This is a genomic window from Streptomyces sp. CY-1, from assembly GCF_047218265.1.
GTDB classification, from domain to species: Bacteria; Actinomycetota; Actinomycetes; order Streptomycetales; family Streptomycetaceae; genus Streptomyces; species Streptomyces niphimycinicus.
Map to the genome: position 1 here is coordinate 5,167,938 of NZ_CP178393.1, position 16,753 is coordinate 5,184,690.

The 16,753-nt window shown below is 69.1% G+C and carries 15 protein-coding genes; 9 read left to right on the plus strand and 6 right to left on the minus strand.

Annotated elements, in window-relative coordinates:
• Positions 1–84: 84 nt before the first annotated feature.
• The 3 genes from ACK1X7_RS22040 to ACK1X7_RS22050 all read right to left on the minus strand — a co-directional run bounded on the left by ACK1X7_RS22040 (position 85) and on the right by ACK1X7_RS22050 (position 2,673).
• Positions 85–1,239 (minus strand): pyridoxal phosphate-dependent aminotransferase, encoded by a 1,155-nt coding sequence (locus ACK1X7_RS22040; protein WP_385143195.1) that lies wholly within the window; start codon positions 1,237–1,239, stop codon positions 85–87.
• 97 nt (positions 1,240–1,336) lie between these two features.
• Positions 1,337–1,768, minus strand: coding sequence for an ATP-binding protein (locus ACK1X7_RS22045; protein ID WP_413115548.1), 432 nt, complete (start codon positions 1,766–1,768; stop codon positions 1,337–1,339).
• 191 nt (positions 1,769–1,959) lie between these two features.
• Positions 1,960–2,673: a GntR family transcriptional regulator gene (locus ACK1X7_RS22050; protein ID WP_413115549.1), complete on the minus strand. Its 714-nt coding sequence runs from the start codon at positions 2,671–2,673 to the stop codon at positions 1,960–1,962.
• A gap of 437 nt (positions 2,674–3,110) precedes the next feature.
• Here ACK1X7_RS22050 and ACK1X7_RS22055 point away from each other — a divergent pair, with 437 nt between their 5' ends.
• Both ACK1X7_RS22055 and ACK1X7_RS22060 read left to right on the plus strand, forming a co-directional pair.
• Entirely contained in the window at positions 3,111–3,896 is a 786-nt protein-coding gene (locus ACK1X7_RS22055) for a CoA transferase subunit A (RefSeq protein WP_385143277.1), read from the plus strand.
• Positions 3,896–4,558 (plus strand): CoA transferase subunit B, encoded by a 663-nt coding sequence (locus ACK1X7_RS22060; RefSeq protein WP_390795230.1) that lies wholly within the window; start codon positions 3,896–3,898, stop codon positions 4,556–4,558. The genes ACK1X7_RS22055 and ACK1X7_RS22060 overlap by 1 nt, the downstream gene beginning before the upstream one ends.
• On the opposite strand, the gene ACK1X7_RS22065 is transcribed toward ACK1X7_RS22060, so the two are convergent.
• Positions 4,550–5,023 (minus strand): MarR family winged helix-turn-helix transcriptional regulator, encoded by a 474-nt coding sequence (locus tag ACK1X7_RS22065; RefSeq protein ID WP_385143203.1) that lies wholly within the window; start codon positions 5,021–5,023, stop codon positions 4,550–4,552. The genes ACK1X7_RS22060 and ACK1X7_RS22065 overlap by 9 nt on opposite strands.
• 89 nt (positions 5,024–5,112) lie before the next feature.
• On the opposite strand from ACK1X7_RS22065, the gene ACK1X7_RS22070 reads away from it, so the two are divergent.
• From ACK1X7_RS22070 to ACK1X7_RS22095, 6 genes are all read left to right on the plus strand, one after another.
• Positions 5,113–5,403 carry a hypothetical protein gene (locus ACK1X7_RS22070; protein ID WP_385143206.1) on the plus strand — a complete coding sequence of 97 codons (291 nt, stop codon included), beginning with the start codon at positions 5,113–5,115 and terminating at the stop codon, positions 5,401–5,403.
• A 170-nt stretch (positions 5,404–5,573) separates the two neighbouring features.
• Positions 5,574–9,800, plus strand: coding sequence for an FtsK/SpoIIIE domain-containing protein (locus tag ACK1X7_RS22075; RefSeq protein WP_413115550.1), 4,227 nt, complete (start codon positions 5,574–5,576; stop codon positions 9,798–9,800).
• A gap of 124 nt (positions 9,801–9,924) precedes the next feature.
• Positions 9,925–10,221 (plus strand): hypothetical protein, encoded by a 297-nt coding sequence (locus tag ACK1X7_RS22080; RefSeq protein WP_385143212.1) that lies wholly within the window; start codon positions 9,925–9,927, stop codon positions 10,219–10,221.
• Positions 10,222–10,234: 13 nt separating this feature from the next.
• Positions 10,235–11,782, plus strand: a complete 1,548-nt coding sequence (locus ACK1X7_RS22085) for a hypothetical protein (protein ID WP_385143215.1) — start codon at positions 10,235–10,237, stop codon at positions 11,780–11,782.
• A gap of 62 nt (positions 11,783–11,844) precedes the next feature.
• Positions 11,845–12,132: a hypothetical protein gene (locus ACK1X7_RS22090; RefSeq protein ID WP_216344372.1), complete on the plus strand. Its 288-nt coding sequence runs from the start codon at positions 11,845–11,847 to the stop codon at positions 12,130–12,132.
• Positions 12,133–12,178: 46 nt separating this feature from the next.
• A complete protein-coding gene (locus tag ACK1X7_RS22095; RefSeq protein WP_390795233.1) occupies positions 12,179–13,882 on the plus strand; it encodes a protein kinase domain-containing protein in 1,704 nt (567 codons plus the stop codon).
• A 12-nt stretch (positions 13,883–13,894) separates the two neighbouring features.
• On the opposite strand, the gene ACK1X7_RS22100 is transcribed toward ACK1X7_RS22095, so the two are convergent.
• Positions 13,895–14,686, minus strand: a complete 792-nt coding sequence (locus tag ACK1X7_RS22100; RefSeq protein ID WP_390795234.1) for a helix-turn-helix domain-containing protein — start codon at positions 14,684–14,686, stop codon at positions 13,895–13,897.
• A gap of 224 nt (positions 14,687–14,910) precedes the next feature.
• On the opposite strand from ACK1X7_RS22100, the gene ACK1X7_RS22105 reads away from it, so the two are divergent.
• Positions 14,911–15,870: a helix-turn-helix domain-containing protein gene (locus ACK1X7_RS22105; protein WP_385143224.1), complete on the plus strand. Its 960-nt coding sequence runs from the start codon at positions 14,911–14,913 to the stop codon at positions 15,868–15,870.
• Here the strand turns inward: ACK1X7_RS22105 and ACK1X7_RS22110 are convergent.
• Positions 15,825–16,748: a helix-turn-helix domain-containing protein gene (locus ACK1X7_RS22110; protein ID WP_390795235.1), complete on the minus strand. Its 924-nt coding sequence runs from the start codon at positions 16,746–16,748 to the stop codon at positions 15,825–15,827. The genes ACK1X7_RS22105 and ACK1X7_RS22110 overlap by 46 nt on opposite strands.
• Between the last annotated feature and the right edge of the window lie 5 nt (positions 16,749–16,753).

Here is a 16,753-nt window from a genome sequence, read left to right on the forward strand (position 1 = left end):
AGATCTCATCAATGGCCATCTAGGATCTTTATTGTTCGCGCGGTGCGGCACCCCACCGCACCGCGCATGCCGTCTTCCGTTCCGCTACTCCACGAGAGCCGGGCGGACCCCGGCACTCCCCCGCGCCAGCTCCCCGAGCCGCCGCCCCGCCTCCCGAAGGTCGGCGGCGGATCCCCCGTACACCATGCGGATATGCGTATCCGGCCCGGCGAAGGCGTCGCCCGCGATGGCCGTCACACCGTGATCCATCAGCAGCCGCTCCAGCCGTCGCCCGCGGAGTCCGAGAGGGGCGCAGTCGACGAAGACGAACACACCGGCGTCGGGGCGTACCGAAGCGAGACCGGCGCTCTCCAGCCCGTCCCGAAGAATGTCACGCCGGGCCCGCATGGTGGCGAACTCTCGTTCGATCCAGGTCTGCGGGCCGGTGATGACGGCCCGCGCCGCGGCCTGGGCCACGTCGCCGACGTTGATGGCGTCCCATTCGAAGGCGTGGTGTATCGGCTTCAGCAGATGGGCGGGGGCGTGCACATATCCGATCCGCCAACTGGTGAAGGCGTAGTTCTTGCTGAGGCTGGTGACCGTGACCAGATCCGGATGGTGATCGCGCAGCAGCATCTGCGGCACATAGCCGGGCCCGTCCCATACATAGCGCTCGTAGGACTCGTCGGAGAAGACGATCAGACCGTGCCGGGCGGCGATGTGCAGCAGCCCGCGCAGCCGCTCGCGGCTGGGCACATGGCCGGTCGGATTGTTGGGGTTGCAGACCAGCAGCGCCCGGGTGGCCGGAGTGATCGCGGCCTCGACAGCCGCCGGGACATGGTCCCATCCGCGGCTCTCATCGGACGGTACGTACACCGGCCTGGCTCCCGCCAGGCGGATCATGCCGTCGAAGAAATAGCTCGGAGCGGGTACCACCACTTCGTCGCCAGGTGACAGCAGAGCCCTCAGCGCCACGCTCATCCCGTGCTGGGCGCCATGAGTGATCAGCAGTTCGCTCTCCGGGTCCACGGTGAGCCCGTATGAGGCCGTCAGGTGCGAGGCGATCGCCTGACGGAGTTCTTCGGAGCCACGGCTGCGCCGGGGGAACACCTCGCCCGCGGCGGTCCGTACCGCCTCCACGACATGCTCCGGCATGGGAAGCGTCGGCACACCGCGGAAGGGGATCATGGCAGGGCGACTCGGCGGTGCCATCCGGGCGCGGTCGGCGAGTTCGAGAGCCGGCAGACGTTCCAGCTTCATCAGGTTCCCTTCACGGGTCTTGGTTGCCACGGCGGGGCCACGGCGGGGCCGCCGCGGTGCCACAGCGTTGCCATAGGCGGGCGGACCGGCGGCCGGGTTACGGGAGCGCGCCGGGCAGCCGGGCCCAAACGGTCTTGCCATCGGGATGCGGTTCGGCCGTCAGACCTCCGCCGAGCTCGGCGAGCAGCGCATCGGCGATCGCCATCCCGCGGCCATGGTCGGCTTCCGGGGAGGCGGCTCGCGGCCTCGGAATGTCGCGGCAGTTGTCACGGACACCGAGTTCAAGCGTTCCGCCCGCACCGATCCTGAGGATGACGACGATGCTCGGCGTGAGCACACCGGCGTGGATGACGGCATTGGTCACCAGCTCCGAGGCGATGAGGCCGATGGTGTGAACCAGCTCGGCGCCCTCGGCGAGCCCCCATTCGTGGAGGGCGCCCACCAGGGCGCTCCGGATCCGGGGCACGTCGGCGGCGGAGGGCGGCAGAGAGAATGTCCGGTCGGTCCGGGAGATCGCTGTGGCGTTCATGGTGATCATCTCGATGCGGCAGCGGGTGCGAGTATGAACTTCCACCCCCTTTGAGATCTCTATCTATGCATCTAAGATCTCAGTTCCCAGCCCACCACTTTCGGGAACATCCGTCAACCCCTCGGGGGACGCGAGATGAATCCAGCCCACTGGGATCCCTTCCGGGACTCCCTCCGGGAGCCCCTCCGGAATCAGGTGACGCTGATACTGACCTCGGCGAGCGACGCATGGGACACCAACTGGTCGATGATCTGCTCCTGGGCGGCCTGCGTCCTGGCGCCCATGGCCGCACGGGCCGCGGCCGGGTCACGGTCCCGGATGGCCTCAAGGATGTCCCGCCGCTGATGCGCGGCCGGCTCCGAGAAGGGCAGGGACTTCAGCGTGATCCGCAGGACTCGCTCCAACTCGTCGAAGACCCGGATGATCGACTGGGCCAGCATGTCATTGCCGCATCGATTGGCGATGATCGCGTCGAATTCGAGATTGGCGCGAAGGAACGCGTCGAGACTGGCCGGGTCGCCCGTCTCGTACGTGACCGACAGCAGCTCTTCCATCCGGGCGAGATCGCGCTCCGGGCACCCGATCTCCGCCGCGAGACCCGCCGCCTCCACCTCCAGCAGCCGACGGAAAGCGCAGAGGTCACGGGTCCCCTTGAGGGTGACCGGCAGGATGCGGTAGCCCGAGCGGGGCAGCGCCTGCACCAGACCGTCCCGCTGGAGCCGGGTCAGCGCCTCCCGGACGGGCATCGTGCCGACGCCGGCCCGGTGCACGAGGGCCGACTTGGTGACATGAGTGCCGGGCACCAGCTCGAGTTCGATGATCTGGCGCTTGATGGCGGCGTATGCGCGCTCGGTGGCGCTGAGGCTCGGATGGTCTTCGCCCAGGATGCCCGGCAGATACTTCACACTGCCACCTTAACGCAGTTGCGATCTCACGTTCTGGATACGGAGATCTCAGTCCGCCGCCCAGGTCTCCCTGCGCCGTCGCCGGGGTCTCCCCGCGCCGTCGCCCGGGTCTCCCCGCGCCGCCGCCCTCGGCTCCGAAGCGCGGGAGTGGACAGTTCCGGCGGCGCCCGCTAACGTCCACCGCGAGTTAACGTTTACTAACTTCGGGGCCTCCGGGCTCCTGGTTTCGCCTGGCCGCCCGCCGTCCCGGACCTGGGCCGGCGGCGAGCCCTCCTCGACACTCGGCGGTTCCCGGGCATACGGCGGGAGCCGCCGACCCCGCGAACCCGGCCGCGCCGCCGACCACTTTCCCGACCGGCGCGATACGGCGGTGCGCTGTCGACGGCTCGCCATCTCCGGCGAACCCGACCTCGATACGGAGGGCGTTCATGGACAAAATGGACAAAGTCGTCACTTCCGCCGCCGAAGCCGTGGCGGAGATCCACGACGGGGCCTCGCTCGCTGTGGGCGGTTTCGGCCTCTGCGGTATCCCCGCCGTACTCATCCAGGCGCTGCTGGAGCAGGGCGCGGCAGAGCTGAGCGTCGTGTCCAACAACTGTGGCGTCGACGGCTGGGGGCTGGGCGTACTGCTCGAGGCACGGCGCATCTCACGCGCCATGTGCTCGTATGTCGGCGAGAACAAGGAGTTCGCCCGCCAGTACCTCGCAGGCGACCTCGAGTTGGAGTTGGTGCCCCAGGGCACGCTGGCCGAGCGGCTGCGCGCGGGCGGTTGCGGCATACCCGCCTTCTTCACGCCCGCGGGAGTGGGAACCCAGGTCGCCGAGGGCGGACTGCCCTGGCGCTATGACGCCGACGGCGATGTCGCCGTCGCCTCACCACGGAAAGAGGTGCGCGAGTTCGACGGGGCGCAGTACGTACTGGAGGAGTCGATCACCACCGACTTCGCTCTGGTACGGGCCGCCAAGGGCGACAGGCACGGCAACCTCGTCTTCGACAAGTCGGCGCGGAACTTCAACCCCCTGGCGGCCATGGCCGGGCGAGTGACCATCGCGGAGGTCGAAGAACTCGTCGACCCGGGAGAGCTCGCCCCTGACGCGATCCATCTTCCCGGGGTGTTCGTGCGGTCGGTGCTCGCGCTCACCGCGTCGGAAGCCGCGGACAAGCGCATCGAGAAGACGACCGTGCGCACGCCGCACATCGTCACGGCGGGAGGAGCGAACTGATGGCCTGGACCAGGGACGAGATGGCGGCCAGGGCGGCCCGCGAACTTCCTGACGGCTCCTATGTGAACCTCGGCATCGGCCTGCCCACCCTGGTGCCCAACCATCTGCCCACCGGTGTCCATGTGGTGCTGCAATCCGAGAACGGCATCCTCGGCCTGGGCCCCTATCCCACCGTTGAGCAGGTGGACCCGGACCTGATCAACGCGGGCAAGGAGACCGTCAGCGTGCTGCCGGGAGCCTCGTTCTTCGACTCCTCCCTGTCCTTCGGCATGATCCGGGGCGGGCACATCGACGTGGCGATCCTGGGTGCCATGCAGGTGTCGGCCACCGGAGATCTCGCGAACTGGACCATCCCCGGGAAAATGATCAAGGGGATGGGCGGCGCCATGGACCTCGTCCACGGAGCCCGGCGCGTCATCGTCCTGATGGACCACACGGCCAAGGACGGCAGCCCGAAGATCGTCGAGGAGTGCGTGCTCCCCCTCACCGGCAAACGGTGCGTGCAGCGTGTCATCACCGACCTGGGCGTGATCGACGTTACGGAACGCGGCCTGGTTCTCGCCGAGGCCGCCCCGGGCGTCTCCACCGATGAGATCGCGGACAGGACCGGAGCGCACCTCGACGTCCGAGCGGCGGCCCGTCACCCGCGCACATCAGCGTGAACGGTCCGCCTCACCCTGAGCGAGGGATTCCGTCAGACGCTCCAGGCGCATGGCGAACGCGGCGGCCTCACCCAGCGGCCACGTCGCCATCTCCTCGGCCAGAAAGGATTCCAGCGCCCCTCGCAGCGCCGCGACCGCCCGCTCCCCCTCAACGGTGAGGACCAGCCTGGTGGCACGGGCATCAGCGGGGTCGGGGCGGCGGTCGATCAGCCCGGCCTCCTGCAATCGGGTCGCGTAGCGGGTGGTGACGGTGCGGTCCATCCCGATCACCTCCGCGAGCTTGGTGGCGGTGACGGGCCCCATGCGGTCGATCCCGGACAACACCGGGTAGGTCGTGGCGTCCACGCCCTCCACCCCGGAGGTCAACCGGCTGTAGAGCCCGGCACGGGTGGCCCTCTGGGTCAACGCCCCGATGGCCGCGGCCACGCGGGCGGCGGATGTGTTGTCACGTGTCGTATCGCTCACCCTTCGATGATACGTGCAAAAAACACGGAGTCCTGGTAACGTTCTAATACGTGCAGAAAGCACGTTCATTCCACACGCAGGAGATGGCCATGTCGCACTCGCCTTCGCAGCCGCAGCAGCCCGCCGTTCGCCCCGAGGACGTCCTGCCCGCGGGCGTCGACTCGACCGCGATCAACGGGAGGACCGTCCGCAAGGGCTCGGTGGCCGCGTTCGTCAGCAATGCCATACGACTGAACGACCTCACCGAGGGCACCCCCGAGTACACAGCCGTCGTCGCACAGATGCGGGAACTCACCCCCGCCCTGCGCACCATCGGCCTCTTCGAGGTCTTCCAGCCCCTCTCCCCCGAGGTGGAACGGATCCTCGCCGAGGTCGCCTAGCACGGCGCGGCCGGCCGGGCCGAACGGCCCCCACGATCGCGGATCGTGGGGGCCGTTCGCATTGCGCCGGAAGTCAAAGACTCTGCGTCCGCCGTCAATGACTTCCCGAGAGGCGGTCCCCAGACTCGACATACCCCTTGCGACAAGGGCCACTGTGGAGGGACTGTGCCGTGCGGATCATCTACGCCGATGGCGAATCCGAGCGGGAGATGGAGCTGCGAGTCGGTCGGCCGGACGCCACACTGGCCGACTTGGCCGCCGCTTTGGACGTGCCCGCGACCGGACTGAGCATCGACGGGCGGACGGCACCGCCGGAGACGGGGCTGAGCGAATGCGGTCTCACCCACGGATCACGGGTGGCCCGCGCGGGCTGGGACCTCGCCGGCAGTCCGCGCGCCGCGGCCGCCGTACTGCGGGTGGTCGGCGGGCTCGAGGCCGGGCGCAGCTTTCCGCTGAAGGCGGGCAGAACGGTCATCGGCCGGGGTGCCGAGGCGGATGTGCGGGTCGTGGCCACGGGGGTGTCCCGACTGCATGCGGCGTTCGAGGTCGCGCCCGACGGGGCTGTGCGCGTCACCGATCTCGACACGGCCAACGGCACGGACGTCGGTGGCGAGCGCATCACCGAGCCGGGCGTCCGGGTGCGTCCGGACGACCTGGTCTCGCTCGGCGGTGAGGTGCTGCTGCGCGTCCTGCCGCCCGACCGCCTCGGACCCGTACAGCGTGTCAACGCCGTCCGCGAGGTCGGTCCCGGCGGCACCCTGCCGTTCAACCGCGCACCACGCGGTGGCCGCCCGGCCGATCCGCCGCGGATCGCCGTCCCCTCTCCCCCACCGAGCGCGAACAAGGCTCCGTTCAGCATCTCCAGCATGCTGGGGCCGCTGGTTCTGGCCGGTGCGATCGTCGCGCTCACGCACGACGTCCGTTACGCGGCCATCGCGGCGCTCACCCCCCTGATGTTCATGGCGAACTTCGTGGAGGAGCGGCTGCGGGGCAGATTCACCCTCCGGCGCGGGATGCGGGATCACGCGGCGCGCATCGCGGAGTTCGAGCGGACCGTGGCCGCGCGCCACGCCGCCGAGTTCCGTACCCGCCGGGGCGCCCATCCCGATCCGGCGGAGGTGGTCCACCGGGCCACCGCGCCGGGGGCCGCCCTGTGGGAGCGGCGCCCGGGCGCACCGGACTTCCTCAAGACCGTCGTCGGCACGGCCGACCTGCCGTGGACGCCGTCTCTCGACACGGATTCCTCCGGGCCGGCCCCGGAGGTGGCGGACATCCTGGGCGCCCGGTGTGTGCTGCCGCAGGTGCCGGCCGTGGTCGGGGTCTCGGCCGGTGAGGCGGTGGGGTTCGAGGGGGACCGTCGGGCGGCCCTCGCCGTCGCCCGGTCCCTGCTGTGCCAGGCGCTGGTGGGGAGTGGGCCGGCCGATGTGACCCTGGCGGTGTTCGCCGACCCGTCGCGGCTGGCCGACTGGGAGTGGACGAAGTGGCTGCCGCATGGCGCCGACCCGCAGTCGGGGACGTCGCGGCTGGTGGCGGTCGGCCCGGAGCAGTCCGACGCGCTGGCCCGCGGCTTGCTCGCCGCCGCGCCCAGGCGCACGGAGGACGGCACCGGGTCGGTGCTGCTGGTGGTCGTGGACGGCGCCACCCTCCTGGAGGGCCGGCCCTGCCCGCTGCGGGACCTGCTCGCCGACCGCACCCGGCGCTGCGGGGCCATGGTGCTCACCACCCGGCTGCCCGCCCTGTGCACCTCGGTGGTCACCGCTTCGGCGGAGGGCCGTGGGCAGGTGCGCGACGTCGCCTCCGCCGAGGTGATCCCGGATGTGCTGCTGGGCGGCATGCCCGAAGCCCAGGCGCGCGACACCGCCAGGGCACTGGCCCGCTTCGAGGACCCGGAGCTGCGGGTCGAGGGCGCGGGGCTGCCGGACCGGATCTCCCTGCTGCCGCTGCTGGACCTGGCCGCCGTCTCCGGCTCCGAGGTCGGCCGGCGGTGGCAGACCCGGGCCCCGGCCCTGCGGGTGCGGGCCGTGCTCGGGGTCAGCGAACGCGACCTGTTCACCGTGGATCTCGACGACGACGGGCCGCACGCGCTGATCGCGGGTACCACCGGATCGGGCAAGAGCGAACTGCTGCGCACCCTCATCGCGAGCATGGCCATCGACGCCGACCCGGAGCATCTGACCTTCGCGCTGGTGGACTACAAGGGCGGTGGCGCCCTGGACGAGTGCGCCGAACTCCCGCATATCGTCGGCCTGGTCACGGACCTCGACGAGCAGCTCGGCGAGCGCGCCCTGCGCTGTCTGGACGCCGAGCTGCGCCACCGCGAACGGCTGCTGCGCGAGGTGGGCCTGAGCCATATCCGCGACTACCAGCGGCTGCGCGACACCGAGAACGCCAAGGACGCCGACATGGAGCCGATGCCCCGGCTCGCCGTGGTGATCGACGAGTTCGCCGCCCTGGTCAAGGCCCTGCCGGACTTCGTCGACTCGCTGGTGAGCATCGCACAGCGCGGACGCACCCTCGGCGTCCACCTGATCATGGCCACCCAGCGGCCCGCCGGCTCGGTCAACGACGCCATCAAGAACAACGTCAAGCTCCGTATCGCGCTGCGTCTGGAAAGCACTGAGGACTCGCAGGACGTGGTCGACAGTCCGGCGGCGGCCGGAATCGGCACCCGCCAATGGGGACGCGCCTACTACCGGCTCAGCGCACGCGAGGTGCTGCCGGTGCAGACCGCGCTGTCCAGCGGGGTCACCCCGCAGGCGGCGGTGACCGCCCCGGTGACCATCGCACCGTTCATCCTGGGCATGCCGGTACTGACCGCGGCCAACGACGGCGACGAGGGCGAGACCGATCTACGACGGCTGGTCACGGCCGCGCGCAAGGCCGCCGACCAGTCCGGATTCGCCCCGCCGCGGCGGCCCTGGCCCGATCCGCTGCCCGATGTCCTGCACCGCGCGGACCTCCCCGCGGTCGCCGAACAGGGCCTGCACACCGAGGCCGCCGGCCTGCCCTCCTGGGCGCTCGCCGACGACCCCGACCGGCAGCGGCAGTACGCGGTGGGATGGGACCCTGCCGCCGGAAACATCGTGCTCTACGGGGGCGGCGGCGCGGGCACCTCCACCGCCCTGGCCGCGCTCGCCCTGGCCGTCGCCGGCTCCTGCCCGCCCGACCGGCACCACATCTTCGCCCTCGACCTCGGCGCGGGCGACCTGGCCCCGCTGGCCGCGCTTCCGCACACCGGCGCCCACATCGGGCCCGCCGAGCGCGAGCGGCAGATCCGGCTGATCAAGCTGCTGCGGCGGGAGCTGGACGAGCGCAAGGCACATGGGCCGGGGGACTTCCCGCAGTGGCTGGTGCTGCTGGACAACCTCGGCGCACTGCTGTCGGACTTCGACAAGGACATCGCCGGAATGAACCTCATCGACGAGCTGGCCCGCGTCTACGCCGACGGCCCCGCGGTCGGCATCAGGTTCGCGGTCAGCGCCGACCGCTCCGGAGCCGTGCCGTCGGCCTGGTCCGCCCTGACCCAGACCAAGCTGCTGATGCGGCTGGCCGACCCCGGCGAGTACGGATACTTCGACGTGCCGCGCAACGCGGTCCCCACATATGTGCCTGGCCGGGCGATCGTGGCCGCCAACCGGCAGGTGATCCAGATCGGCTGGCCGGGCGAGGACCTGGCGGCGGCCGTCGCGGAGACCTCCGCCCGGTGGGCCGGCGCCCGGCGCAGCGCCCCGGAGATCGGTCTGCTGCCCACCGACGTCCCCGCCACCGCCCTCGCGATGCCGCCCCGGACCGCCATGGACCCCTGGTGGCTCCCCGTCGGCCTGGACTCCGACACCCTCGGCTGCGCCGGACTGCGGCTGTACGAGCGCGAACACGCCCTGGTCGCCGGGCCGCAGCGGTCCGGCCGCAGCTCGGCCCTTTGCACCATCGCCCGGCTCGTGACGTCCTCCGCCGACGCCCCGACCACGGTCGTCGGCTTCGCCCCGCGCCGCTCCCCGCTGCGGGACCTATCCGGTCTGGCCGCCCTGGCCACCACGTACGACGAACTCGAACAGGCCCTCGCCACGCTGCCCCTGGACCAGCCGGCCCTCCTGCTGGCCGACGACGCCGACACGGTGGAGGACGAGCGCGGCTTCCTGGAATCGTGGCTGTCCTTTCCCGCCGCCGGCCACCATCTGATCGCCGCGGGCCGCGCCGACGCCCTTCGCCGCTCCTACGGCCACTGGACCCAACGCGCCCGCGACAGCCGCTGCGGCGTCCTCCTGTGCCCCGACCACGACCTCGACGGCGACCTGCTGGGCACCGAACTCCCCCGCCACGACCGCATGGCGCCGCTGCCGGGGCGGGGGTACTTGGTGGTGGACGGGGTGGCGTCGGGTGTGCAGGTGGCGAACTGACGAATGGTCACCGACGTATGAGGCATTGCGTGAAGTGCACAGAGGCTGTGCGCCCCGGGTCAATGACATGGGCAGGTCCGGGGCCGGAGAATTCTCAGGTGAGCCGCACAGGGGGAACTGACTGATGCCACCGAAATACGATTTCGCCGCCGCTGATCGGCTCAGTCAGCAGTTGTTCCAGCTCGTCGGCAGACTCGAATCGTTCATTCAGCTCCGCGAGGGCCAGTGCAAGGCTCTCCTCGGCGGCCGCCACAGCGAAAACTGGCAGGGCGAGCGGCGCGATGTATTCCAATCCCACTTCCGGGGCCAACAGACGGCGCTCGGCGCGCTCAAGGAAGCGGCCATCAAACTCCAGTCTCAAGTGGCCAGTGCGACCACAGCGGCGCACGCCGCCGAAAAAGCCGAGAAGAACAAGCAGTAGGTGTGAAGGCGACATGACCAGAGTCTCCGCGATTCCTGAGCACCTCTCGAGGTATTCCGATACCTGCACCCAAGGTGCCGAGCAGCTTCAGACCTGGGTGCGCAGGGTGCTGACGCCCGCTCTTCTGGCCTATGAGAACGGCGGCGGGCCCTGCTTTTCGGGGGCCATTGACGCGAACGTCGCCAGGCAAGTGGCAGCCGCGTACTACACCGACCGGGACGTGAAGACCGTCGGCCTGGCGTTCCTGCGGGCCGGGGGCTTTCTCGTACGGGGGCGGAACCAGCCGATCTTCTCCAACAACAAGGCCATCGACAAGGCTTTCAAGCAACTACAGAAAGAGGCCGCACATCAGGGGCAGATCAATGCGGGAGCCGCGCTTGCCCGCAGCCCGATGAACACCAAAGAACGCCAACGCGAACTGGCCAAGCATGCCGACGATCCCTACTTCTGCGCGGGCTTCTTCAATGCGCTGGAAGCGCGCAAACTCGAGGAGTTTCTGGGACAGTCGACCGACACTCAACCGTTTGTGAGCGCTTACGCCAGCGGCCTGCTGAGCGAGGCGACGACCGCGCATGTCGTCGAAGCGCTCAGCCGACTCGCCGGCCGAGACAACTCGCCGGAGCACTACCACATGACCGCCGAGCGGCAGATCGCCTTGCTCAGTGCGCTCGCGAGCGACCCGACGGCGTCCGTGAACTTCGCCAACTCCCTGAGCGCTGGACAGATCAGGCATCTGGTCCATGGCGAGGCTTCGCTCAACCCCCCGCTGCGGAGCACCCTTCTCGGCGTACTCACGACGGCGATGGAGAACATCGGTGGCCAACCGCAGGCCCATGCCCTGATGGGGAAGGTCTCCCAGGCGCTCTTCGCACCCGATGCACCGGCACTGCACAAAACCGACCTGAACCAACTGCTGCCTGGGCTGACCCTCTTCTACTCGGCAGGCGTGCGACACAGCATCACACCGCCGGAGAAACTCGGAGCGAATGATCTTCGCCAGTGGGCCATAGGGCTCGGGGGACTGGCCGGCCAGGAACTCCGGCCATTCATGGCGGCGATCGAGAAAGTCGACCTCAACGCGAAGAACTCACTGATAAAGCTTGTGGTCGACAAGGTCTTCATTCAGGTGCTTTTCAAGGTGGTGGGGCCGGCTTCACCGGAAGGGCTCGTGGCGACTATCGCCTACAAGGCCGCCATGATGGCCGCCAAGCGCCTGGTGTCCAAGCACAATCCCTTGGATCATGTGCTCAACAAGCTGCTGCCCACGGGACGATATGAGAACACCTCCTTGATCAACGACAGGATCGCGGTGGGAGGACTCACTCTTTCCGTCAGCACGCTCATCTCACGGGGTCTCGTCCACCACCAGGACGGCGGCAAGGTCGAGTTCACCGGCGACCCCGAGATCGACAGCCAAACCCTCACGACGGTCCTTGAGAATCCAATGCAATACTACGCAAGCAAGCCGAATTCCAAGGAAAAAATCCTCCCCACCATTGAGGATTTGATGGACAAATTCACCCTCAGGGAAACCTCGGGAGCCAAGACCCCGCCCAAGTAGCCGTAGCCCCGGCCGGGCTCATCAAAAGCCTCCGGGACCGAGTCAAAAACAGGAGAAACACCATGTCCGATGACAAGATCTCAGTCGACAGCGCCGCACACGCCGCGAGCACCAAGTTCCTCAACATCATTCACGGCGGCTTCCAGCAGTCCATCACCCACCTCTCCGCCGCCGGGAACGTCCTCAGCGACCCGAGCCACTGGAGCGGCCCGTACGCCTCGCAGTTCAGGTCCTCCTGGAGCAGCGCCCAGGCGGACCTGAACAAGATCAGGCAGTCTCTGGACGAGTTCCAGCGGAAGTTCGACACGGTCCTGAAGAACATCTCCGAGGCCGGCGGCAAGCACCACTGAATATGGCCCGAGGGCGTCACAGCAGGAACTCCATAAGGAAACTCCCATGCCTGAGACCGACCCGGCCCACCCCTGGACCGGAGAGCTGACCCCCGCCGATCTCCAACGGCTCGGTGCCGAGCCGCTGCGCCGGGCGGACCCGGTGACGATCGGGCCCTACCGGGTGCTGGCCCGGCTGGGTGGTGGGGGGATGGGGCGGCTCTTCCTCGGTCGGGCCGTGGCCGCGGATGAGTCGCAGTCGGCCGCGTACACGGCCCGGGACCTGGTGGCCGTCAAGGTGATCCGGCCGGAGTACGCCGAGGACGCCCGGTTCCGCCGCCGGTTCGATCGCGAGGTCGAAGCCGTGCGGCGGGTCCACGGCCGGTACACCGCCGAGTTGCTCGGGTCCGGGTTCGACGAGGACGAGCACCTGTGGATGGCGACCGCGTACGTCCCGGGCCTCAGCCTGGACGAGGCGGTGCGCCGCCACGGCCCGCTGCCCGCGCCCGTCGTGTGGAAGCTGGCGGCCGAGATCGGGCAGGCGCTCGCCACCATCGCCGCCGCCGGGATCGTTCACCGCGATCTCAAGCCGTCCAACGTCCTGCTGGGAACGGACGGCGCGCGGGTCATCGACTTCGGGGTGGTCCACACCGCCGATGCCAGTGCGCTCACCACGACCGGCCAACACGTCGGCACCCCGGCGTATATGTCACCCGAGCAGGCGGGCGGCCGGGCCGTGGACTCCGCGTCGGATGTCTTCTCGCTCGGCTCGGTCCTGGCACTCGCGGCCACCGGCCAGGCGCCGTTCGGCGAAGGATCGACCGGGGGCGTCATCCACCGGGTGATCTACGATCCGCCGAGCACGGACGTCGTCGACCAGGTGGCGGAGAGCGCCCCGAAGCTCGCCGAACTCATTCGCCTTTGCCTGGACAAGGACCCTGCCGCCCGGCCCTCCCCGGAGCGAGTGGCCGAGATCGCCCGCGACCGGGATCCGGCCGCAGAATGGCCGGATCCAGTCGCGGAGTTGATCGCGTCGCGCGCGGGGTGGAGCGGCCGGTCGGCCGCCGTGTCGCCCATGGACCAGTTGACGGTCCTACGGCGCGGCGCTCCTCAGCGTACGGTCAAACAGACCGGCCCGAGGAAGCGGCGGCGGGCGATGGTGCTGGGAGCGGTCGCGGCCGTGGTGGCGGCGGTCGCGGTCGTGGTCGCCTTCATCGTCCCCGGGAACGGGGCGTCGCAGGAGGCGCACTCGAAGGGTTCACGCGCCGGCGTCCATGAGGCGTCGCCCACCGTCTCGCATACGGCCACCCCAACGCACCGGACGAAGAGACATCCGGTGCCGAGCACCTCGGCTCCGCGAGCACAGGCGCCTCCCGCCGCGGACCCGTCCGTGGGCCCGCCCGGCGGCAGCGGAGGGGATACGGCGCCCACCCACGCGGCCAGTGAGCCGAAGCCGCGGCCGAAGTCCCAGCCGACCAAGGTCATCACTCGCACGCCGAAGCCATCGCACAACGCCCCGAAGCCACGGCCATGGACCTCGTGCCACTACTACTCGGGGACCGCCCTCACGAAGTACCGCGACAAGGGAGACCGCGTTCGTGAGGTGCAGTGCATTCTGAAGGCCCGCGGATACAACATCGGCCCGTACGGCGTCGATGGGGATTTCGGGGACGATACGCGACTGGCGGTCAGGAAATTCCAGCAGGCTCATCATCTGCATGTCGACGGCATTGTGGGTGAGGACACCTGGCCGGCCCTTCGAGGCGGCTGAGGAGGTGTGCCTCTAATCCCATTGCGTGCAGAGATCCTTCGCACAGGCACGGACCCACACACCGTGCCCGGCGGGAAGGTGGACCGTCCGGTGGTAACGCGCGCCCTTGCCCGGCGCCGCGGAGGCGAGATCGATGATCTGCGAGCAGACATCCGGATGATTGGAGACGCAGAGCTGGGCCGTGGCTTTCCCCGCGCTGTCCGGGTTCTCCACATACCCGTTCACCGTGGCACTGGCCGACTGCCAGCAGACCTTCCCCCTTGTGTACACATGGATGTCCACGTAGTAGTCGCGGCAACCGGATGTCGGGGGCTTGGGAGCGGACGTCCGGCCGAACCATGGACGGACCAGGAACGCGGATAGCGCAATGACCATTCCCAGCCCGGCGAGCAGAATCAACTTTCGCCGGTTGCGGAACGGGCGGTGCGGCCGATGAGTTGATTCCTCGGCGGGCGTCGATGGTTCCGCATCCGTCGCGGTTTCGGGAGGTGGGGCGGCTTCCCTCGTCTCCATGGCCGTTTTCAGGGCATCGTCCCAGAATTTCAGCAGTGGCCCGGGGTCGGCGCCGCATGCCTGCGCGATGTCCGCGACCGCGTCGCGCCCGGGAAACAGCTTTCCGTTGATGTAACGCTCGAGCGACGCCTTGCTGTAGTGGGTCCGGCTTTCCAGCCGGGCGAAGCTCAGCCCCGACGTCTGTTTGATGCGCCGCAGTTCGGCCGCCAGTTGCCGTCCGGCCGGGGAAGCCAGCGCAAGCGTGCCTTCATGAGGCAACCCCCTCGCCGCGTCGGAGTTCGCCGCCCCCATGCCATTTCCCCCCGTATGTCCTGTCTTGTGGCGAGACCCGGAGTGGGTGGCGTCTCAGGACGTCCCATGGGACGCCTGATCCCTTCCTGAGCCGGCCCGAGGTGTCAAGAGTGTAGAGGGAAGCGCTTCGCACGGGTGGCGAATGTGTGAGCCCACGCGGTGAGCGGGCTCGCGGCCCCGGCGAAGCCTGAAGTCCCTCGCTTGCACGAAAGGCACTTACGGTTGTGAAAACGTACGACACCTGTGTGGATTCCCGCGGCACAAGGGTGCTGGACCTTGGCCAGGTGCGTATTTCGGTATTGAAGCCCCTCGCACCGGCACGGGAAAGGGAATACCGTACGTTCCTCCAGCCCAACCCGGGCAACTGGCTCATCGTGCTCTCGTTCCATCAGGAGCCGTCGCCGTTCCAGGGGCGAGAAGGAACTCATCAGGCGGCCACCGCTTTTGTTCTGCGGGAGGAGACCCGGCCGCTCGATCTTTCGCTGCTCGACCGCGAGAAGCCGGAACAGGCGGTAGTCGTGCAATTACCTCGCAGTGCCGTCCCCATTCCCTCATGTGCGTCGCGAAATCTGACACGGGGGCCGGTGCCGCTGCGGAACGGGCCCGGGGTGGTCCTGGCCCGGTTCCTGGAAGGAGTCGCCGACCAGTGCGCGATGCTGGAATCGGCGCCGGTCGGGCGCCTCGGATCAGCCGTCATTGACCTCTCGGCAATGTTTCTCACCAGCATGATGGAGCGGCAGGAGGTGATTTCCCCCTCGCCGAAGACGGAACTCATCAAGGAGATCAAGAGGTTTGTCATTCAGCATCTGAACGAGCCGCGGCTGTCTCCCGCGCTGATCGCTGCCGAGCATCACATCTCCCTGCGGTACCTGCAACATCTCTTCCAGCAGGATCAGCGAACGGTCCGTGGGTTCATCCGCCAAGAGCGGTTGGAGCGTTGTCGCGCCGATCTGGCGGACGCGTCCCATGCCCGCCGGACGGTCGGGGAGATCCGCGCCCGATGGGGATTTCAGGATGACGCGGTATTCGGCAGGGTCTTCAAGAAGACCTATGGAATCTCTCCCGGCGAGTACCGCAAGGGGCGGATCCAGGGACCCGGGTCCCCAGCCACGGTGGTGGACCACGCCGCCGCACCCCCTCACCTCGGGGCAGCGGCGCCGTCGAAGCATTCCCTGCCGGGTTGATGAACTGACGGGTAATAGCAGGCACGAAGGCGCGAGGGATGAGCCGCGGCGACCATGGCGGTGGTGACCAGTCCCAGTTCCTGGTCGGACGGCAAGGTGGTCACCACGGCACTCTGGCGATGCCCTCCCGGTCCGGTGATCTCGATGCGGAAGCCCCTGTGCGTGGGCCGGGTACGGATCCAGCCCGCCTGACAGCTCGGGCTGAGGCGAATTTCGAGCCGGGTGCCGTCATCGGCCGTATGCGATGCCACGGTGATGGGGTCCTCACAGGCCGTGGTACGAGGGTTGCGGCCTTCGCAGGACCCCAGTCGGCAGACGGGCGGGCGGGCGCGTGACGCACGGGCGGCACTGTGCGACATGTGGTAGACGGCGGCGGGCGTGATCATTGCCGCACATGCGAGCAGGACGCCGGCCGTGGCGGTCCGAGGCCGTCTGGTGATGAAGACAGACGCCGCGAGGAGCGCCCGGTGCAGTGGCCCGGGGTGCCGGTACGGGGCCGAGTCGTCGGACCTGGCCGGAGCGGAACGGTCGGCGGTGGGGTTCGAACGGAGGTGATCGGCCGCGATGCCGTGCTCGCGGCCGCTCCAGGCCGCATCCGCCACAGCCCACCCGGCCAGGATTCCGGAGTCGCCCTCCCCCACCTCGGTCTCCCCCACCACCCGGCACAGGGCTGCGACCGCGTGGCGCGGTGGGAACTGCTTCCCGTTGAGATACCGCTCCCAGGACGACTTGCTGATGGCTGTCGCTTCCGCCAACTCCGCCAAGTTCAGGCCGCTGCGGGCCTTCAGCTCCCGCAGATCGGTGACCAACTGCGCGCATTCGGGAGGCAGGGTCGGGGGCAGTTCGCGCCAGCGGGACGTCCTCCGCGAGTTCTCCACGCGCC